The organism is Paenibacillus sp. J22R56 (assembly GCF_056269375.1).
In genome coordinates this window covers 196,637-217,237 of record NZ_JBWDNV010000009.1, presented here as the reverse complement: position 1 = coordinate 217,237, position 20,601 = coordinate 196,637, and the positions used below count along the sequence as shown (strand labels likewise).

At 47.1% G+C, this 20,601-nt stretch carries 19 protein-coding genes; 18 read left to right on the top strand and 1 reads right to left on the bottom strand.

Going from position 1 to position 20,601, the window contains the following annotated elements; all coding sequences use genetic code 11:
• The first annotated feature begins 72 nt into the window (after positions 1 to 72).
• From AC0YNT_RS22155 to AC0YNT_RS22145, 3 genes are read left to right on the top strand one after another with little or no spacing between them, the layout of a single operon-like run.
• Positions 73 to 1,944 (top strand): hypothetical protein, encoded by a 1,872-nt coding sequence (locus AC0YNT_RS22155; protein WP_475806561.1) that lies wholly within the window; start codon positions 73 to 75, stop codon positions 1,942 to 1,944.
• A complete protein-coding gene (locus AC0YNT_RS22150; protein ID WP_475806560.1) occupies positions 1,941 to 2,246 on the top strand; it encodes an EscU/YscU/HrcU family type III secretion system export apparatus switch protein in 306 nt (101 codons plus the stop codon). The genes AC0YNT_RS22155 and AC0YNT_RS22150 overlap by 4 nt, the downstream gene beginning before the upstream one ends.
• Positions 2,239 to 2,607 (top strand): YraN family protein, encoded by a 369-nt coding sequence (locus tag AC0YNT_RS22145; protein ID WP_167280769.1) that lies wholly within the window; start codon positions 2,239 to 2,241, stop codon positions 2,605 to 2,607. Before AC0YNT_RS22150 ends, AC0YNT_RS22145 begins: the two co-directional genes overlap by 8 nt.
• A gap of 25 nt (positions 2,608 to 2,632) precedes the next feature.
• Here AC0YNT_RS22145 and AC0YNT_RS22140 read toward each other — a convergent pair whose 3' ends face one another.
• Positions 2,633 to 4,189, bottom strand: a complete 1,557-nt coding sequence (locus AC0YNT_RS22140; protein WP_475806559.1) for a YifB family Mg chelatase-like AAA ATPase — start codon at positions 4,187 to 4,189, stop codon at positions 2,633 to 2,635.
• Between the two features lie 315 nt (positions 4,190 to 4,504).
• Here AC0YNT_RS22140 and sucC point away from each other — a divergent pair, with 315 nt between their 5' ends.
• From sucC to fliI, 15 genes are all read left to right on the top strand, one after another.
• Positions 4,505 to 5,665, top strand: a complete 1,161-nt coding sequence (gene sucC, locus AC0YNT_RS22135) for an ADP-forming succinate--CoA ligase subunit beta (RefSeq protein ID WP_167280767.1) — start codon at positions 4,505 to 4,507, stop codon at positions 5,663 to 5,665.
• Between the two features lie 38 nt (positions 5,666 to 5,703).
• Positions 5,704 to 6,645, top strand: a complete 942-nt coding sequence (sucD, locus tag AC0YNT_RS22130; protein WP_475806558.1) for a succinate--CoA ligase subunit alpha — start codon at positions 5,704 to 5,706, stop codon at positions 6,643 to 6,645.
• Between the two features lie 183 nt (positions 6,646 to 6,828).
• Positions 6,829 to 7,944 (top strand): DNA-processing protein DprA, encoded by a 1,116-nt coding sequence (dprA, locus tag AC0YNT_RS22125; protein WP_475806557.1) that lies wholly within the window; start codon positions 6,829 to 6,831, stop codon positions 7,942 to 7,944.
• Between the two features lie 25 nt (positions 7,945 to 7,969).
• Positions 7,970 to 10,120, top strand: a complete 2,151-nt coding sequence (gene topA, locus AC0YNT_RS22120; protein WP_475806556.1) for a type I DNA topoisomerase — start codon at positions 7,970 to 7,972, stop codon at positions 10,118 to 10,120.
• A 96-nt stretch (positions 10,121 to 10,216) separates the two neighbouring features.
• On the top strand, positions 10,217 to 11,548 hold the full coding sequence (trmFO, locus tag AC0YNT_RS22115; protein WP_475806555.1) for an FADH(2)-oxidizing methylenetetrahydrofolate--tRNA-(uracil(54)-C(5))-methyltransferase TrmFO: 1,332 nt from the start codon (positions 10,217 to 10,219) through the stop codon (positions 11,546 to 11,548).
• Between the two features lie 36 nt (positions 11,549 to 11,584).
• On the top strand, positions 11,585 to 12,130 hold the full coding sequence (hslV, locus tag AC0YNT_RS22110) for an ATP-dependent protease subunit HslV (protein WP_475806554.1): 546 nt from the start codon (positions 11,585 to 11,587) through the stop codon (positions 12,128 to 12,130).
• 19 nt (positions 12,131 to 12,149) lie between these two features.
• Positions 12,150 to 13,553 carry an ATP-dependent protease ATPase subunit HslU gene (gene hslU / locus AC0YNT_RS22105; RefSeq protein WP_475806553.1) on the top strand — a complete coding sequence of 468 codons (1,404 nt, stop codon included), beginning with the start codon at positions 12,150 to 12,152 and terminating at the stop codon, positions 13,551 to 13,553.
• A gap of 38 nt (positions 13,554 to 13,591) precedes the next feature.
• The gene (codY, locus tag AC0YNT_RS22100) at positions 13,592 to 14,362 is read left to right on the top strand and encodes a GTP-sensing pleiotropic transcriptional regulator CodY (RefSeq protein WP_167280760.1); all 771 of its coding nucleotides are present in this window, start codon (positions 13,592 to 13,594) and stop codon (positions 14,360 to 14,362) included.
• A gap of 234 nt (positions 14,363 to 14,596) precedes the next feature.
• Positions 14,597 to 15,004, top strand: a complete 408-nt coding sequence (flgB, locus tag AC0YNT_RS22095) for a flagellar basal body rod protein FlgB (RefSeq protein WP_167280759.1) — start codon at positions 14,597 to 14,599, stop codon at positions 15,002 to 15,004.
• Between the two features lie 5 nt (positions 15,005 to 15,009).
• Positions 15,010 to 15,465, top strand: coding sequence for a flagellar basal body rod protein FlgC (flgC, locus tag AC0YNT_RS22090; protein ID WP_167280758.1), 456 nt, complete (start codon positions 15,010 to 15,012; stop codon positions 15,463 to 15,465).
• A 24-nt stretch (positions 15,466 to 15,489) separates the two neighbouring features.
• A complete protein-coding gene (fliE, locus tag AC0YNT_RS22085) occupies positions 15,490 to 15,801 on the top strand; it encodes a flagellar hook-basal body complex protein FliE (protein ID WP_167280757.1) in 312 nt (103 codons plus the stop codon).
• Positions 15,802 to 15,842: 41 nt separating this feature from the next.
• Positions 15,843 to 17,426 carry a flagellar basal-body MS-ring/collar protein FliF gene (fliF, locus tag AC0YNT_RS22080; RefSeq protein WP_475806552.1) on the top strand — a complete coding sequence of 528 codons (1,584 nt, stop codon included), beginning with the start codon at positions 15,843 to 15,845 and terminating at the stop codon, positions 17,424 to 17,426.
• An 11-nt stretch (positions 17,427 to 17,437) separates the two neighbouring features.
• Complete coding sequence (gene fliG, locus AC0YNT_RS22075; protein ID WP_167280755.1) at positions 17,438 to 18,451, top strand: flagellar motor switch protein FliG; 1,014 nt, start codon at positions 17,438 to 17,440, stop codon at positions 18,449 to 18,451.
• Positions 18,444 to 19,283, top strand: coding sequence for a FliH/SctL family protein (locus AC0YNT_RS22070; RefSeq protein WP_475806551.1), 840 nt, complete (start codon positions 18,444 to 18,446; stop codon positions 19,281 to 19,283). The genes fliG and AC0YNT_RS22070 overlap by 8 nt, the downstream gene beginning before the upstream one ends.
• The gene (gene fliI / locus AC0YNT_RS22065; protein ID WP_475806550.1) at positions 19,270 to 20,595 is read left to right on the top strand and encodes a flagellar protein export ATPase FliI; all 1,326 of its coding nucleotides are present in this window, start codon (positions 19,270 to 19,272) and stop codon (positions 20,593 to 20,595) included. The genes AC0YNT_RS22070 and fliI overlap by 14 nt, the downstream gene beginning before the upstream one ends.
• Positions 20,596 to 20,601 lie beyond the last annotated feature (6 nt).

Genomic DNA, 20,601 nt, shown 5'->3' with positions numbered 1-20,601 from the left:
GTAAAAAGCCGATATAGGGAGTAGTGGAATAATCGTGCGTAAGCATCATGCGATAGCGAAAGAGGTGACCGGATGAACATTGGTCAATTGGTAAGGGGCTTGCTTGGCGAGTCGGCAGGAAGCGGAGATAATCGTAAGCTGGAGCTGAAGCCTGGACAGGTTGTTCGTGGTGTTGTCTTGCAGCTGTTAGAAAATAATGAAGCAACCGTACAAATTAATGGCGTACAGGTAAGAGCGTTCTTGGAGCTGCCTTTGGAGCCGGGGAAGTTCGCGATGCTTCAAGTGCAGCCTCAATCAACAGGCGGTCTTCTTGTGTTGAAACAGGTTGAAAACCAATCGGGGCTTGAAGATGCCATTAAAGAATGGGTAAAGCAAAGCGGAATGCCTGATGTGAAATGGGCGGCCGATGTTATTAAGGATTTACGCAAAGATGGAGTAACCATGAATAAGGATACATTCATGGCTTTGCGTGCGGCGGCAGAGGCTATGCCGCCTGAAGCAGATGCTGAGCAGTGGATGCAGGCGGCAGCTGCGGGTGTAAAGCGTGGGCTGCCGATATCCGCCGGCACCGTTAGTGCGCTGCAGCAGGTCATGTTCGGGCACCCAGCGCACGAACTGCTGGATGCGCTGCAGCAGCAGCTTGTTGGCATCGCCGGCGAAGCATCCGGCGATGATGCGGGCGCAGCCGCTGCGCCGCGTGCGGTCGGCGGCAGCGTGCCGCAGGCGCTGCCGCAGCTGGCAGCGCGGCTTGCGGCGCTGCTCGCCGAAGGCGCAGCGCTGCAAAGCGCCGCCGCGGCGCAGCCCGCGTCGCAGGCGGCAGCAGCGGCAGGCGCAGGCGCAGCTGCGCAGCGCGCCGAAGGCACAGGCGCGGGCAGCACTGCCGCGCCTGCAGCGCCAGCGGCCGCGGGGGCGGCAGTGCTGCCCGCGGAGCAAAGCGCGGCGCAGCAAGGCGCGCGCCCTGGTGCAGCCACTGGCGGTACTTCATCCAACTGGCTAGGCCAGATGATGAAATGGATTGGCGTCGACTATGAGAACCAATTGTCGAAGCAGTTACCAGCTCCTGCCGCACCAAAGGTGTCTGGGCAATCCGAGTTGGCGACGAATAATGCTGCTCCTAATCCTCCTCAGGATCAGGCTGTTGAACAACCAACCGCTGGTCGCGGCCAGAGTACGGGTGAAGTATCTCGTCAACCGTCTACGGAGGGACAGCGTCCGAGCACTCCTGTACCGCAGGCAGCAGCCGTGCAGGAACAACAGGATGCAGCCATGCAAGGAGATAAAGAACCGAAGTTGTTAAATGTTGACCGGCAACGTGAACTCCCAACATCAGCTGTACACCAGCAGCTGACACCTGACGGCGTTAAGAATGAGGAAGGTAAGCAACCAATACAGGAATCCCTTAAAAGTACATTGCTCGCCATTGCTTCTTCGAATGATGCTCCACCTGCACTTCGTGAGACAGCGCAGCAGCTTGTTCAGCAGATCACTGGTCAGCAGCTATTATTAACACCTGAACGTAACGGTGCTGTTTTCTCCCACTTAACGATGTTTGTGCCACTGAACAGCCCTGATGGGAATCAGACTGCTTCGGTTCATATTCAGACAAGAAGAGGGCGGCAAGGTGAGCTTGATGCGGCGAATTGCCGATTATTATTCGATTTGTCGATGAAAAACTTAGGACAGACATTAGTGGATGTGAATGTGATGGACAAAATCGTCAGCCTTACGTTATGGAATGATCATCCCGCGATTTCAGCTCTCGTTGATTCTTCCCGTTCCGAAATTGCAGCAAGCTTAAATGAAGCCGGCTATCAATTGTTGTCTCTTCGCACAACACCTACAAGAAGCGAGAGTGAAGATGGGGAAGGAACCAAACGGAAGCTGCCGCCTGATCCGGAACAATTCGTAAACACGCGTTACAAAGGGGTAGACTTTCGGATATGAGTTCGGATAAGAAAGAAAGCAAGGTTATTAAATCGGTACGCAAGGCAGTTGCGTTAAAATACGAGCCTGGTGTAAACAAAGCTCCAATTGTGGTTGCAAAGGGTAGAGGGCATTTGGCTGAACAGATCCTAGAAAAGGCAGCAGAACATGATGTTCCAGTACAGCAGGACAAATCTTTGGTTGAAGTGCTTTCCAAGCTGGATGTTGATCAGTCGATTCCTCCTGAACTCTATACCTTAGTAGCCGAGATATTAAGCTTTGTTTATCGTTCGGACCAAAGAGCGAGGGATTTGGATGAGTGAGGATCGCAGAAGGCAGACGGGGTTGGCTGGTGAAGAGGCGGCGACTACCTTCCTTGAGGAGTCAGGTTATATGATCATCGAACGGAACTGGCGTTGCCGTTCCGGCGAGATCGACATCATTGCCTCAATGGACAACCTGCTTGTCTTCGTAGAAGTAAGAACCCGCCGAGCGGGAGGTCGCTTCGGCACCGCTGCGGAATCGGTAGACCGCCGCAAACAGCAGCAGGTAGCTGCAATTGCTCAAGTCTATTTGCGGATGCGTCAGGCGGCATATCCGCCAATGCGGTTTGATGTCATTGCTGTAACAATGGAACGTGACGACTCAATAAGCGAAATAAAACATATAAAAGCGGCCTTCTAACGAATAGAAAGCCGCTTTTATCCTTTTATATGTCCAATCTACGATATTGAATGGCTTCGGCTACATGAACATCCTCGACATATTCACAGCCTTCTACATCCGCAATAGTCCTTGAAAGCCTTAAGATTCTGTCATAAGCCCGCATACTTATATTAAGCACGGTAAGAGCATTGTCCAACAGGCTGAATGCGGCTTCCTTCATTAGAATAGATCGCCGGAGCGCGGCACCGGATAATCGCTTATCCGTCTTAAGGCCTAACTCTAGGTTTCGTTGTTCTCTTCGATTTCTCGCATGAAGGACTTGCGTTCGTATTTCCGCAGAACTCATAGCTGCTGCCTGGTTAACAGGAGATTCGAGCTCGATTGGTCTAGGAACTTCAAGCTGAATATCAATTCGGTCAAGTAGCGGACCAGACATCTTACTTCTGTATTTGGCAATGGAGGAGTCGCTGCAGGTACATCTTTTCTCTGTTGTTTCATGGCCAGCGTATCCACAAGGGCAGGGGTTGAAAGAAACAGCAAGCATCAGTTTAGCAGGAAAATGAAAAACTGCTCTTGAACGGGCAATCGTGACGATACCGTCCTCCAGTGGCTGGCGTAATACTTCAAGCACCTGCCTTGAGAATTCAGGCAATTCATCCAAGTAGAGAACGCCATGATGGGCAAGAGTCACTTCACCCGGTTTCGGCACTGAACCTCCGCCAATCAGCCCTCCGGCCGATATTGTATGGTGAGGCGAGCGGAAAGGTGCGGTTCGGATTAAGCCTTGTGCATCGGTGGATAGTTTGCCGGCTGCACTGTATATTTTCGTTACTTCAAGAGCTTCCTCTTCGGTAAGTGGAGGCAGTATACCTGGCAATCGGCGGATCATCATCGTTTTACCGGTGCCAGGCGGCCCTGCAAACATAATATTGTGTTTACCTGCTGCAGCTATGAGCAGTGCGCGCTTCGCCTGCTGCTGACCGTATACATCGCTATAATCCCCATAAGCTTCGGAATGCTCTACAGCATCAACAGCGGAGGTATTCTCTCTGCTGCTTACGGCGTCGAACCGGATAGCTGTCCAGGCTTCCTCCCCTTTGTTCTCCAGAACTAGATCTTTCAATTGTGTTATCGCGTACAATTCCATATCCGTAATCCAAGCGGCTTCCTTGGCGTTCGCGAGTGGAAGCAGTACCTTCCGGATACCTGATCGTTTCGCTTGTTCAATCATGGCGAGAACGCCCGGAACGGTTTTAACTTCGCCATTAAGCGACAATTCACCGATAAGCATCGTGTTGTTGAAAGGCCGTGCTTCCAACTGTCCGCTAGCTGTTAGTATCCCAGCGGCAATTGCTAGGTCGAAAGCAGTACCTTCTTTTCGAAGGTCAGCAGGGGCAAGGTTGACGGTAATACGGTCAAGAGGGAAGGTGAAGCCGCTGTTCTTGATTGCAGCTCTAACCCGCTCAACGGATTCTCTCACGGCTGGATCCGGCAGGCCAACGACACTAACTTGCGGAAGGCCGCTAGCAATATCCACCTCTACGGCAATTCCCTTTCCTTCTACACCTAATACACTGCTGCTATATATGAAACTGAACAAAACAAAAAGCACCCCCAAGAGAATGGATGAAGGTGCTTCCTCACGTCCGATTTTTAAAGTATTGTTAACAGAATCATAGTAGATGAAGTGTATGCTTGTCAATAATGGAAAAACAAGTATGAATTCTTCTAAAAAATAGGGCATACTACTGGAGTCCGCCTGCCATTTGATCGTATTTAATCTCATTTTGAGATGAAATCCATATCAAAAAACCGAAACCCGAAGGGTCGAAATATGGCATAAATAATGCTACAATAATTAAGGTTTGTGTACATATGACTGAAGTTGAGTCTGTGAAATGGAGGATTTCAAACAATGAATATCCATGAGTATCAAGGCAAAGAGGTCCTGAAACAGTACGGTGTTGCTGTTCCAGAAGGCAAGGTAGCATTCTCCGTTGATGAAGCGGTAGAGGCGGCGCAAGCACTGGGTACCCCAGTTGTAGTTGTTAAAGCGCAAATTCACGCAGGCGGGCGCGGTAAAGCCGGCGGCGTTAAAGTAGCAAAAAACATTGATGAAGTTCGTGCATATGCTAGCGAAATTCTTGGCAAAGTGCTCGTTACTCATCAAACTGGCCCTGAAGGTAAAGAAGTTAAACGTCTTCTTATCGAGCAAGGCTGCGACATCAAGAAAGAATACTATGTAGGTGTTGTTATTGACCGTGGTACAGGTCGCGTAACAATGATGGCTTCTGAAGAGGGCGGCACAGAGATTGAAGAAGTAGCAGCTCATTCGCCAGAGAAAATCATCAAAGAAGTTATTGACCCTGCAATTGGTCTGCAAGTGTTCCAAGCGCGTAAATTGGCTTATGCAATCAACATTCCTAACGAGCTTGTTAACAAAGCGGTTAAATTCATGATCGCACTTTATACAGCATTCGTTGATAAAGATTGTTCGATCGCTGAGATCAACCCGCTTGTTGTTACTGGCGACGGTAATGTTATGGCACTTGACGCTAAGCTGAACTTCGATTCCAACGCTCTGTACCGTCACAAAGATATCGTAGCGCTTCGTGACCTGGAAGAAGAAGATGCCAAAGAAATCGAAGCATCGAAATATGACCTGAGCTATATCGCCCTTGAAGGCAATATCGGCTGTATGGTTAACGGTGCAGGTCTTGCTATGGCAACTATGGACATCATCAAATACTACGGCGGCGACCCTGCCAACTTCCTGGACGTAGGGGGCGGCGCTACAAAAGAGAAAGTTACTGAAGCGTTCAAAATCATTCTGTCCGACGAGAACGTAAAAGGTATTTTCGTTAATATCTTCGGCGGCATTATGCGTTGTGACGTTATCGCAGACGGCGTAATTGCAGCTGCGAAAGAGCTTGGTCTGGACCGTCCACTGGTTGTAAGACTGGAAGGTACTAACGTTGAGCTCGGTAAAAAAATGTTGAACGAATCGGGATTGAACATTGTTGCAGCTGACTCGATGGCAGACGGCGCGCAAAAAATCGTAAATCTCGTGAAATAATTACGCGTACGAATTCATTAACGGGGATGTGAAATTCGATGAGCATTTTGGTCAATAAAGATACAAAAGTAATCACTCAAGGGATTACAGGCGCAACAGGCTTGTTCCATGCGAAAGGCGCATTGGAATACGGTACTCAAATGGTAGGCGGCGTAACTCCTGGTAAAGGCGGCACAAACGTCGATATTACGCTTGAGAACGGCAATGTTGTATCTCTTCCTGTATTCAATACAGTAGAGCAGGCGGTAGCAGCAACTGGTGCTACAGCATCTGTAATCTATGTACCGCCAGCATTCGCAGCTGACTCGATCTTGGAAGCGGTAGACGCTGGTCTTGATCTAGTTATCTGTATTACTGAAGGTATTCCAGTGCTTGATATGGTTAAAGTAAAACGTTACATGGAAGGCAGCAAAACGACTCTAATCGGTCCTAACTGCCCAGGCGTTATTACTCCTGACGAGTGCAAAATCGGCATTATGCCGGGCTACATTCATACAAAAGGTCATGTAGGCGTTGTTTCCCGTTCGGGAACTCTGACTTACGAAGCAGTTCATCAACTTTCGACTCGCGGCATTGGTCAATCGTCGGCAGTTGGTATCGGCGGCGACCCTGTAAAAGGTTCCGAGTTTATCGATATCTTGAACCGTTTCAACGAAGATCCAGATACTTATGCAGTAATTATGATCGGTGAGATCGGCGGTACAGCAGAAGAAGAAGCTGCTGAGTGGATCAAAGCGAACATGACTAAACCAGTAGTTGGTTTCATTGGCGGCGCTACAGCGCCTCCAGGCAAACGTATGGGACATGCAGGCGCAATTATTTCCGGTGGTAAAGGTACTGCAGCGGAAAAAATCGCGACTTTGGAAGCATGCGGCATTAAAGTCGCTCCTACTCCATCCGACATGGGCTCTACGCTTGTATCGGTTCTTGAGGAGCAAGGCTTGCTTGAAAAATGTACAACTGGCGTAGCTCAAGCCTAGTCGTGCTAAGCATCTAACAAAGACTTTTTATATTTTAAAGGTAAGCAACCTTTCAATGCCCATTAGGGTTTGGAAGGTTGCTTTTTTTTGTGAAAATAAAGGGGTCGACTTGCATTCTTTTGCCATGTAACGCACAATAGGAAAGAATGCAGGCTGACCTCCTATAAGGAGAGATCAGCTAATATGACGCTTAATGTTGATAAATGTAAGCAGATGGTTATCATGCTGCATGAATGTTCGGGCATTGGCTGGCATACCGTTCAGAAAGCGGTTGCTCATAAAGCTTGGGAGTTTTCAGACGGCACCAGTGCAGCAGAATGGCTTGCTATCGGTTTTGGGCGGGCACAAGCAGAGACGGCGGCAAGAAGGTGTAGCGAGCCTTTTGATCAGGCAGACATGCCATATATTCGAGCGATAGAGCTAGGAGCGTCTGTACTAACTCCTTTTGATAATGAGTATCCCGAATACTTACGCCGAATTCCTCAGCCTCCATGGGTACTGTATGCATTCGGCAGGCTGGAATTATTCGAAAGACCGTCCATTGCTATGGTCGGAACGAGAAATCCCAGCGCCTATGGCCGCCATACCGCGTTCTCGCTGTCTGAGCAGCTATCTGTGCAAGGTTTAACGGTTGTAAGCGGTTTGGCCCGCGGGATAGACAGTAAGGCACATGAAGCGGCATTACGAGGCATAGGAAGCACAATTGCTGTAATGGCGAGTTCTGTCGACAACTGTTATCCGGCTGAGAATCGGTCACTCTATCAGCAAATTATCGAGCAAGGGCTCGTCTTATCGGAGACACCGATTGGTTCACCACTACATAAGGGCATGTTTCCGCTGCGGAATCGGATCATTGCCGGCTTGTCACTAGGAACCATTGTTGTGGAGGCGGCTAAAGGCAGCGGATCGCTTATTACAGCGGACCAGGCGCTCGAGATGGGGCGTGATGTATTCGCAATTCCCGGTCCAATCTCGTCGCCCAAGAGCGAGGGGCCAAACAGTCTGATTCGGGAAGGTGCCAAGCTTGTCAGCAGTGCGGCTCATATTCTAGAAGAATACAGCTGGCTGCAAGAGGAACTGCAGAAACTGACAACCGCCAAAAAAACGTTTGCGGAGATAGCAAGCATGACCCCCGAGGAGCAGAAAATTATCGATCTGCTGCGGGATCGTCCGCTTACAATTAACGAATTGCACCAGCTCACGATGATCCCTTTTGGACATTTAAGCGCACTTCTGATAAATTTAAGTATAAAACGGACAATCGAACAACAGCCAGGGGCAGTTTATATAGCGTTGTAACTTGTAGTGAGAGGGGGCGCCTAACGTGGCAGATTCATTAGTAATCGTCGAATCACCGGCCAAAGCCAAGACGATCGGTAAATATTTGGGAAGCAAATATATCGTTAAAGCATCGATGGGCCATATTCGCGATTTGCCCAAAAGTCAGACTGGCGTCGAAGTAGAAAATGGTTTTCAACCAAAATATATTACGATTCGCGGTAAGGGCAGTGTATTAAAAGAACTAAAAGACGCAAGCAAAAAAGTCAAGCATGTCTTTCTTGCAGCCGACCCCGATAGAGAAGGGGAAGCTATCGCATGGCATTTGGCCCATTACTTGGAGCTGGATGAGACAGACACATGTCGTGTCGTATTTAATGAAATAACAAAGCAAGCGGTTAAGGATGCTTTCAAAACGCCGCGCAAAATCAATATGGATCTGGTTAATGCTCAGCAGGCTAGACGGATTCTTGACCGTCTCGTAGGTTATAAGATTAGTCCTTTATTATGGAAGAAAGTCAAAAAAGGACTATCCGCAGGCCGGGTTCAATCCGTATGTGTGAAGCTGATTATTGACCGTGAGAACGAGATCGAAGCATTTAATCCCGAAGAGTACTGGTCTATTACAGCACAATTAACCCAGCAAGGTGTTCCATTTGAAGCGAAGTATCACTCTATTAGCGGTGAAAAGCGGGAGCTTGGCAATGAGCAGGAGATGCAGACTATACTTGCAGCTCTGTCCGGTAATGAATTTAAAGTAGCCGAAGTGAAAGAGAAGGAACGTCTTCGCAATCCAGCACCTCCGTTTATTACAAGCTCGCTGCAGCAGGAAGCTGCTCGTAAGCTAGGCTTCCGTGCCTCCAAGACGATGTCAGTCGCACAGCAATTGTATGAGGGCGTAGAGCTTGGCAAGGAAGGTACGGTTGGTCTCATTACCTATATGAGAACAGACTCCACTAGAATCTCTCCTGTTGCGCAGGAAGAGGCAAAGGAATATATCACAGGCAAATATGGAGCGCCATTTTCTCCTGAACAGCCTCGTGTCTATACGAAGAAGAACAGCAATGCGCAGGATGCCCATGAAGCTATTCGGCCAACTTCGATACTTCGTGATCCGGAAACAATGAAGCCATTTTTGAGCCGTGACCAATTCCGCTTGTATAAACTGGTGTGGGAACGTTTCGTATCCAGTCAAATGTCCTCTGCTGTACTCGATACGATGACAGTGGACATGAAATCGGGAGAAGTAACCTTCCGGGCGAACGGTTCCAAAATCAAATTCGCCGGCTTCATGAAAGTGTATGTGGAGGGTAATGATGACGGGACTGTAGAAGAGCATAAATTCCTTCCTCCGTTTGCTGTTGGTGATGTGGTTTATTCCGATTCCATTGAACCGAAACAGCATTTCACCCAACCACCGCCGCGTTTTTCAGAGGCAAGGCTGGTTAGGACGCTGGAGGAACTTGGCATCGGACGTCCAAGTACGTATGCACCAACCCTTGAAACGATCCAAAAGCGCGGTTACGTGGCGATTGAGGAGAAGAAGTTTATTCCAACCGAGCTTGGTGATTTGGTCAATCAATTAATGGAGGAGTTCTTCCCTGAAATTCTGGATTCAGAGTTTACGGCGAAGATGGAATCCGACCTTGACCATGTGGAAGACGGTATGGAAGATTGGGTTAAAGTGCTTTCTTCCTTCTATGAATCCTTCGAGAAGCGGCTTGAGGTTGCCGAAGAGGAAATGAAGGAGATCGAGATCCAGGACGAGGTCTCGGATGAACTCTGTGAGAAATGTGGCCGCCATTTGGTTTATAAAATGGGACGCTTCGGTAAATTTCTTGCTTGCTCAGGGTTCCCAGATTGCCGGAATACGAAGCCAATCGTGAAGGATATCGGTGTCACTTGTCCGAAATGCGCGAAAGGCAAAATCATTGAACGCCGCAGTAAAAAGGGAAGGATCTTCTACGGCTGTGATACATATCCAACCTGCGACTATGTATCTTGGGATAAACCAACGAATAAGCCTTGCCCGAATTGCGAATCAATGCTCGTCGAGAAGAGGAACCGCAGTGGTGCAAAGCTGCTGTGTCCGTCCTGTGATTATTCAGAAGAGATTCTGGAAGACGAGAACGAGCTAGAGCATGAGAATGAGAATGAGAATGAACAGGTAAAAGAGCAGGAACAAGAACAAGCTTAAATTTAGTACAGATGCGGCCACAACTAGAGTCCTCCCTTATACAGGGGGGACAACTGTGTTTTGTTACCGTGTTAGCATATATTGGAGGTCTTTACATTGTCACAACAACAATCCGTTATCGTAATTGGCGCAGGACTTGCAGGAAGCGAAGCAGCTTGGCAAATAGCATCCCAAGGGGTGCCAGTCATTTTGTATGAAATGCGTCCTGAGACGAAAACACCTGCCCATCACACTAATAACTTCGCTGAACTTGTATGCAGCAACAGCTTGCGTGCGAACGGCCTTGCTAACGCAGTTGGCGTACTGAAGGAAGAGATGCGCCGTCTGGATTCCTTGATTCTTGGAAGTGCTGACCGTCATGCCGTACCAGCTGGCGGAGCTCTAGCCGTAGACCGGGATGGCTTCTCTGGCGAAGTTACTCGACTCTTGCATGAGCATCCACTTGTGGAGGTTCGTACGGAGGAAGTAACAGACATTCCTGAAGACAGCATTGTTGTTATTGCTACTGGACCTCTGACGGCTCCGGCTTTGTCCGAGAAAATTCGCAACCTGCTGGGTGAGGAATACTTCTACTTCTACGATGCGGCTGCTCCAATTATCGAGAAAGATTCGATTGATATGAGTAAAGTGTATCTTGCATCCCGTTATGACAAAGGTGAGGCGGCATACCTCAACTGTCCGATGACGGAAGAAGAGTTCGAGATCTTCCATGAAGCACTTGTAACCGCTGAGACGGCTGCACTGAAGGATTTCGAGAAAGAAGTTTATTTCGAAGGCTGTATGCCGATTGAAGTTATGGCAAGCCGTGGCAAGCAAACGGTACTGTTTGGACCAATGAAGCCTGTTGGCCTTGTGAATCCGCATACTGGCAAACTTCCTCATGCAGTCATTCAACTGCGCCAGGATAATGCAGCTGGCACGCTTTATAACATGGTAGGTTTCCAGACACATCTGAAATGGGGAGAACAGAAACGTGTATTCTCGCTTATTCCAGGTCTTGAGAATGCAGAGTTTGTACGCTTCGGTGTCATGCATCGTAATACATTCATTAACTCTCCGCGCATGCTTGAGCCGACTTATCAGCTTAAGAACCGCAAGAATCTGTTCTTTGCAGGCCAGATGACGGGCGTAGAAGGATATGTTGAATCTGCCGCTTCTGGTTTGATTGCAGGCTTTAATGCGGCGAGATTGGCAAAAGGTTTTGATCCGCTTGTTCTGCCTGTTGATACAACCTTGGGCAGTATGGCAAATTATATTACAACGGCTGACTTCAAGCATTTCCAACCGATGAATGCGAACTTTGGCTTGTTCCCGCCGCTTGAGAATCGCATCCGGAACAAGAAAGAAAAGAATGAAGCGATTGCTAATCGAGCACTGGACAGCATCGAGAGATTCAAGAAGGAACATTTTGAACATATAAACGTATAAGCAGCTATTATTTGCATGAATGAGGAGGGCGAAGAGATGGACATGGAATTTCACGCCACTACAATATGTGCGGTTCGTCACGAAGGCAAAGGGGCTATTGCTGGCGATGGTCAAGTTACTTTTGGAAACAGCGTCGTGATGAAGAATAAAGCGAAGAAGGTTCGCAGATTGTATCGCGGGCAAGTTATTGCCGGTTTTGCTGGTTCTGTAGCCGATGCCATTACTTTGTTTGAGAAATTTGAAGCGAAGCTGGAGGAGCATCATGGCAATCTTCAGCGGGCTGCAGTAGAGCTTGCTAAAGACTGGCGTTCCGACCGTATCCTTCGCAAACTTGAAGCACTTATGCTGGTCATGGATCATTCAGGTTTGCTGCTTATTTCGGGTAATGGTGAAATTATTGAGCCGGATGATGGGATCCTGGCCATCGGCTCAGGAGGTAATTACGCACTCTCCGCAGCCAGAGCCTTGCAGAAATATGCTCCACAAATGGAAGCAAAAGAAATTGCTAGAGCAGCGCTCGAAACAGCAGCCGACATATGCGTTTATACAAATCATAATATTATAGTAGAAGAAATTGGCTAAAAACGGAGGAGAATAAAATATGGTAAATCAAGCTTTTACCCCTCGTCAAATTGTGGCCGAGCTCGATAAATATATTGTAGGCCAAAAGCCTGCAAAACGATCTGTCGCCATAGCTCTCCGTAATCGTTATCGCAGAAGTATGCTCGACGAGGCGCTTCGTGATGAGATTGTTCCAAAAAATATTTTGATGATTGGTCCTACTGGTGTGGGCAAGACCGAAATTGCGCGGCGGCTTGCCAAATTAGTAAAGGCACCATTTATTAAAGTAGAAGCGACCAAATTTACTGAAGTTGGTTATGTCGGCCGAGATGTAGAATCGATGGTCCGCGACTTGGTTGAGACGGCTATACGTATAGTTAAAGCAGAAAAGACTGAGCGGGTTCAGGATAAAGCCGAGAAGCTAGCGAATGAACGTCTCGTGTCACTATTCGTGCCATCGAAGGTGAAAGAAAAATCATCAAAAAATCCGTTTGAAATGCTGTTTGGAAATCAACAAGGCAGCAAGGAAACCGTTGAGGAGCCAGAGCAGGACTCTAATATTATATTGAAACGTTCTCAAGCACGTGATGATCTTGCTGCAGGCAAGCTGGAGAACGAAACAGTAGAAATTGAGATCGAGGATAATTCACCTACGATGCTGGATATGCTTGGAGGTCAAGGGCCAGAAGGCATGGGCGGCATGAATATGCAGGAGATGCTTGGTCAATTCATGCCGAAGAAGACGAAGAAGCGTAGGCTTTCCGTCAAAGAAGCACGCGTTGTCTTGATCCAGGAGGAAGCTAACAAGCTGATTAATATGGATGATGTTATCGCGGAATCGGTAGCTCGTGCAGAACAGACCGGTATTATTTTCATTGATGAGATTGATAAGATTGCAAGTCCGTCGAGAGGTACTGGTCCTGATGTATCGCGTGAAGGCGTTCAGCGTGATATTCTTCCTATAGTGGAAGGTTCGACGGTAATGACGAAATACGGCCCCGTAAAGACAGACTATGTCCTGTTCATTGCAGCGGGTGCATTCCATGTTGCGAAGCCGTCTGATTTGATTCCAGAGCTTCAGGGACGTTTCCCTATCCGGGTAGAGCTAACCTCACTTAGCTTGGAAGATTTCGTCAGTATTTTGACAGAGCCTAAAAATGCTTTAACTAAGCAGTATGCAGCTCTGCTTCAAACAGAAGGTATTTCGATTGAATTCTCTGATGATGCGATTAAAGAAATAGCATCAATTGCAGCAGATTTAAACCGCAATACAGAAAATATCGGTGCACGCAGGCTTCATACGATTTTGGAGAAGCTGCTTGAGGATTTATCCTTCGAGGCACCGGATATTAGTCTGGATCATATGGTCATCACTCCTGAATATGTAAGGGAAAAAGTGGGGGCCATTGCGAAAAATCGCGATTTGAGTCAATATATATTGTAGTTCAAATGTAGTTGGGATGAGTTTTGGGAGGCTTTAGCATGACTTTACTTACAAAAACAAGAACGCTGAACCGGTTGCTGCAACGAGCAGCCGGCAAAGCGCTCAATTTCAGAGAAATGGCTGAGGTACTATGCAGTACGATTCAGACGAACGTATTTGTAGTAAGCCGTAAAGGGAAGGTTCTAGGCTGTGCAGCCGTGAATCCTTATGATCACGATACGCTCCGGTCGATGTCTGTAGAAGAATTACGGTTTCCGCAAGGGAGTAACAGCCTATTTCTGGACATGCTGGAACCGATGACTAATGTAGCACCGGATTCAGGGGTATATGCAACATTCCCTGCGCTTGGCGAGCAAGAAATTATGACAGTTGTGCCTATTACAGGTGGTGGGGATCGTCTAGGAACGTTAGTCCTAACCCGGACGAACGGCTCGTTTGATGATGATGACCTGATTCTCGCGGAATACGGTTCGACAATTGTCGGCATGGAAATTTTGCGTGAACGTGCGGAAGAGGTTGAGCAGGAAGCCCGCAGCCGTGCAGTTGTGTCGGTTGCAATTGGTTCTCTTTCTTTCAGTGAGCTGGAAGCGGTAGAGCATATCTTCGAGCAATTGGAAGGAAAAGAAGGCTTGCTTGTTGCATCCAAAATCGCTGATCGAGTAGGTATTACGAGATCCGTTATCGTTAATGCTCTACGCAAGCTTGAAAGTGCAGGCGTTATCGAAACAAGGTCTTTAGGCATGAAGGGTACCTATATTAAAATCTTAAATCACCAATTGCTTCAGGAATTAGAGAAAATAAAAAATTAGCACTGGGAAATATATCCTATGTGAAATTCATCGTAAAGTCCTATCTTGTTTTTAAAGATAGGGCTTTTTTCTTATTGTAATAAATTGGACAATTGTTGAATATTAACATGTCGGCAAAACTCGACAGTTTAGTCTCATAATTTTCATAATTTAATGTCGAAGAAAGAAGGAATGGTTCAGAATCTGTTGAATACGTTACTTATGATCTTCTAACTGAAAGTGGTGACACACAACGTGAATGTACTTAATGGCACATCATTTGCGCGACTGGAAAGTGCGGTGAAATCGGCGGAAATGCGCCAAGGCGTAATCTCCAATAACATCGCAAATGTCGATACTCCTAACTTCAAACGTTCGGAAGTATTGTTTGAAGAGCTTCTCACTCAAGAAATGGGAGGCAATACGGGGCTTCAGGGCAAACGAACGAATGAACGACATATTCCGATTGGCAAGTCGGGAGGGACCGTCCCAACTGCACAGGTTCAAACGGATAGCTTGTCCCAAATGAATAACAATGAGAACAATGTCGATATTGATCGTGAAATGTCGTTGCTTGCTAAAAACCAACTTAGTTACAACTTCTATATTCAACAAATCAACCATGATGTGAAAATGATGACTACGGCTATTGAAGGGAGGTAATAAAAATGAGAATTTCCAGCAGTTTTGACGCCAGTGCTTCCGCACTAACTGCACAGCGTTTACGGATGGACGTTATCTCCTCGAACATCGCGAATGCCGAGACAACTCGGGCCTCTTATGTAGATGGTCAATTTGTACCATATAAGAGGAAAATGGTCGTACTTGAGCCAACAAACCAAACCTCCTCCTTCTCCGATTTGTTAAATAAGCAGCTTGGAGGGACTTCCGAAGCACAAGGCGTGAAGGCAACCAGAATTATTGAGGATCAGTCGCCAACCAAGCTTGTCTATAATCCAACCCACCCAGACGCGGATGCAAACGGCTATGTCAATATGCCTAACGTTGATGTGGCAAAGGAAATGGTCGATATGATTTCAGCCTCCCGTTCATATGAGGCTAACGTAACAGCTCTTAATGCTTCAAAAGCCATGTTCGTGAAGGCTTTAGAGATTGGAAAATAAATTGAATAAGACGGAGGGACGGACATGATTCAACCGTTACAAATGAATCCCGCACAAGCCGTTACCAAGCTTCTCGAAACAGCGAAACCTCAACAGCAGGCTACTCCTGCAGAGATGACGAATTCTTTCGGTCAATACTTGGAACAAGCACTCAATAGCGTGGATGCCCAGGAAAAAGAAGTACATAAGCTAAACAATCAATACATGATCGGCGAGGTTGATGTTTCACAAGTTCTCATCGCTTCTGAGAAAGCAGAACTTAGCTTGCAGCTGACTTCACAAATTCGCAATAAAGTCATCGATGCCTATCAAGAAATTATGCGAATGCAAGTATAATAGTGCTTTCGAACTAGACAGAAGTTGGGTGAGGTGACGACGTGAACGAAAGAATCGCCCAATACCGACAGAGACTCACTCAGTTTTGGGGTCAAATGGGCAAAAAACAAAAAATAGGGCTGGGGGCATCGATTGGTGCATTGTTGTTGACGATTGTGATTTTGACTTACATTTTCACACGAACAGATTATGAAGTAGCCTTTCAAAGTCTAGATACGACGGATGCAGCAGCAATTATGACTTACTTGGATGGGAATGGTATCCCTTACCAACTAAGCGCGGACGGCAAGAGTATTTCGGTACCTAGTGCTGTAGCGACAAGAACCCGGGTAGACGTTGGGTCGCAAGGCCTTGTACAGAATGGTTCGATTGGTTTCGAAGCCTTTGATGGCGGAAGTGCCTTTGGACAAACGGAAAATGAATTTAACGTCAAATACATCAATGCGCTCAACGGTGAAGTTCAACAATTGCTTAATCGGATGCAAGGGGTTCAAAGTTCTAAAGTACTTGTAAACCTTCCGGAAGAATCAGTATTCCTGTCGGCTGAAGAAAAAGAAAAGGCCTCTGCTTCGATTATGATGAATTTCACAGCTGGCTATCGTCCAAGCCAACAAGAAGTTGACGGGTATTACAACCTGGTGAAAACGGCGGTACCAAAGCTTGCGGTTCAAGATATTACGATCTCGAGTCCGCAAGGAGAACTGATATCTTCGGAGATTGATGGTAATAAAGTTGGTGCAGCTACAGATGCTGCCGAGACTCAGTTCCTGATTCAACGGAAATACGAAGCGGAAGTGAAGAAGAACATTCAACAATTTCTGTCCCCAATGATTGGTGACAATCTGGTCATTAGTGTGGCAAGCAGCTTTAACTTCGACAAGAAGGTATCACAAGAAAACTTGGTGAGACCACTTGAGAACAACAATAATAACGGCATTATCGTAAGTGAGCAGCAGGATAACAGCACATCAACGAACGGTTCCACACCGGCAGGTGGTGTAGCAGGCACTGGTGAGACAGATGTTCCTGGCTATACAGCAACAGACAGCACAAACGGTTCGTCCGAGCAAAGCTCACGCGTAACAAATTACGATTATGACCGCATTAACAATCAGATTGAGTCGGCACCATATCAACTGAAAGATTTATCGATCAGCATCGGCGTAGAGCAAACCAAATTGACGCCTGAATCCCGTAAGGAACTTTCTGATTTCCTAAGCTCCGTTGTTCGTGCACAGCTTGCTGATTCTGGTCAGGACTTAACTGATGACGCACTAATCGCGAAAAAAGTTACAATTCTCGGTCAAAACTTTGCAGCTAATGATGCAGGAACATCAACTAGCGGTTTATCTACTCAATGGGCGATTGGACTTGGCGCAGCGGCACTTGCTTTGATTGGCGGCCTATCCATTATGCTCGTACGTAGACGTAGAAAACGGGCAGAAGAGGAAGCGGCAGCAGAAGCAGCAGCAATGCTCGAGACTCCGACGAAACCGGAATTCCCTACGATTGATTTTGAAAGTGTAAACAATGACAGTCAGGCTCGTAAAAATCTAGAAACACTCGCCAAACGCAAGCCAGATGAATTTGTCAACTTGCTACGCACCTGGCTTGTGGATGAATAGAGGTGGTTCCTATGGTTAGACCGCTCAATGGATTAACCGGCCGGCAAAAGGCGGCGATTCTGCTTATTACTCTGGGACCAGAAGTTTCAGCCCAAATCTTTAAGCATTTGAGAGAAGAAGAAATCGAACAGCTCACTCTTGAAATTGCTAACGTCCGGAAAGTGGACAGCGCAGAGAGAGAACAGATTTTGAGTGATTTCCATCAAATCTGCTTAGCTCAAGAATATATTTCGCAAGGCGGTATTTCGTATGCGAAAGAGATTTTGGAGAAAGCGCTTGGTGAGCAAAAGGCAGTTGAAGTGATTAATCGCTTAACGGCAACGCTTCAGGTTAGGCCGTTTGATTTTGCACGTAAAGCTGAACCGACTCAAATCTTGAACTTTATCCAAAATGAAAATTCGCAGACGATCGCACTCGTGCTTTCTTATCTGCAATCCGAGCAATCTTCACATATCCTGTCTTCGCTTCCACAAGAGAAGCAAGCTGATGTTGCACGCAGAATTGCCTTGATGGACAGTACATCTCCTGAAGTTATCAGTCAGGTAGAACGTGTACTGGAACAAAAGCTTTCGGCTACTGTAACTCAGGACTACACAAATGCAGGTGGTATTGATTCGATCGTACAAATTTTGAATGGTGTCGACCGTGGTACGGAACGTACCATCCTGGATGCTCTCGAGATTGAAGATCCGGAACTGGCAGAAGAAATCAAGAAGCGTATGTTTGTCTTCGAAGATATTGTCAACATCGACAACCGCTCCATTCAGCGTATTATCCGCGATGTCGAGAATGCCGATCTTCAACTCGCCCTCAAAGTGGCAAGCGAAGAAGTACGGGAATCTATTTTCCGCAACATGTCGAAACGAATGGCCGATACCTTCAAGGAAGAAATGGAATTTATGGGCCCTGTCCGGCTGCGTGATGTTGAAGAAGCACAATCCCGTATCGTCGCTACGATTCGCAGGCTAGAAGAAGCCGGCGAAATAATCATCGCCCGTGGTGGAGGAGATGATATCATTGTCTAATTTGATAAAGTCTTCAAGCGTAATCGCACTCGACCAGCTGAAACAGCTTTATTGGCTCAACAAACATGCAGCTGCAGAGCAACAAGAAACGATTGAAGAGATTATTGAAGAGACAGGTCCGGATGAAGAGACAATCTCCATACGAGACCAAATCATCGCAGATGCACAAATATTCGCAGAAGAACGTATACGTGAAGCTGGTGAACAATGCGATCAAATGATAGCCGCAACGGAAGCCAAGATTGATGCTTGGTGGCTGGAGAAACGGCTCGAAGACGAGACGGTTTCTGAAGCCTCACGTGCAGCGGGATTTGAACAAGGATTTGCAGAAGGCCGCGATCAAGCAGAACTGGCTGTTCAGCAAGAGTGGGAAAGCCGGCTAGCGGAAGCAAGTGCAATTCTGAAATCCGCTTACGAAATGCGTGAGCAAATCATTCAAGAAGCAGAGCCATTCTTGGTCGAGCTGAGCGTCTCCATTTCGGAGAAAGTAATTGGCAGGCAGCTGACTGAAGCACCAGATATGGCACTTGAACTTATACGTAAATCTTTATCCCGAAGAAGAGAGCAAGGCGTCATTGCCCTTTGTGTCTCACCGGGCCAGCTCGCTTTTGTTCAAGCGGCTAGGGAAGAGCTTAATCTTGTTATCGATTCGCAAGCAGAGCTTCAGATCATTCCAGATGCTACGGTAAAAGATTTCGGTTGTGTAATTCGATCTGCATTCGGAAGTATCGATGCAAGAATTGACACCCAATTATCCGAAATTAAACGCGAGCTTGTACAGCTTGCCAACCAAAGTCAAGAAGAACGGAGTATACCAGATGAGCAGTATTAAACTGGACAGCTCCAAGTACGTAGATCAGCTTCGGCATCTTGATCCCATTCGAGTGAACGGCAAGGTTACTCAGGTAATTGGTTTAACCGTTGAATCCGAAGGTCCCGATGCAAGTATCGGAGATGTATGTTTGATCTACCCCGCAAAAGGCGCGAAGCCAATTAAGGCAGAGGTAGTAGGGTTTCGTCAGAACAAAGTTATTCTTATGCCTCTAGGTGAGCTGCATGCTATCTCACCAGGCTGTGATGTTGTAGGTACCGGAAAACCTTTATCCGTTCAAGTTGGTTCAGAACTACTAGGTAAAGTACTTGATGGTTTAGGTCAACCGCTGGATGGTTCATTCCTTCCAAGCCGAATGCAAAATTATTCAACGCATAACGAACCTAGTAATCCTCTTACCCGTCCGCGTGTCACGGAGACACTTAGTATCGGTGTACGTGCCATTGACGGACTTCTTACGGTAGGCAGAGGTCAGCGTGTTGGTATTTTCGCAGGTTCCGGTGTTGGTAAAAGTACGTTGCTTGGCATGATCGCACGGAACACTTCTGCTGACGTGAATGTCATTGCCCTAATAGGTGAGCGGGGCCGTGAAGTGCTAGAGTTCATCGAGAAGGATTTGGGCCCAGAAGGGCTTGCCCGCTCGGTAGTTATCGTTGCAACTTCGGATCAGCCGGCATTAATTCGGATCAAAGGTGCACTTATTGCAACTTCGATTGCGGAATATTTCCGTGACCGCGGATTAAATGTCATGCTGATGATGGACTCTGTTACCCGTTATGCGATGGCACAACGTGAAGTAGGACTTGCGATTGGTGAACCTCCTGCAACAAGAGGGTATACTCCTTCTGTTTTTGCTACGCTGCCAAAACTGTTGGAACGTGCAGGTACAGGGCCAACTGGTTCGATTACTGCTTTTTACACCGTGCTTGTTGACGGAGATGATATGAACGAACCAATAGCCGACGCAGTACGCGGAATATTAGATGGTCACATTGTGCTAAATCGGCAACTGGCGAACAAAGGTCATTTTCCTGCCATTGATGTTCTGGCATCGGTCAGCCGTGTCATGAAGGAAATCGTGACGGAAGAACAACAGGATGCTGCCAATTTTCTTAAGCGACTACTATCTCTATATAGAGATTCGGAAGACTTAATCAATATAGGGGCGTACCAACGAGGAACAAATGAAGAAATTGATATGGCAATAGAAAATATTGATGCCATCTATCAATTTACAAAGCAAAAAACGAATGAAAAGGTCACTTTGGCCGACTCGCAAGAAAGATTAATGGTGGAATTCCACAGGAGATGACGACAG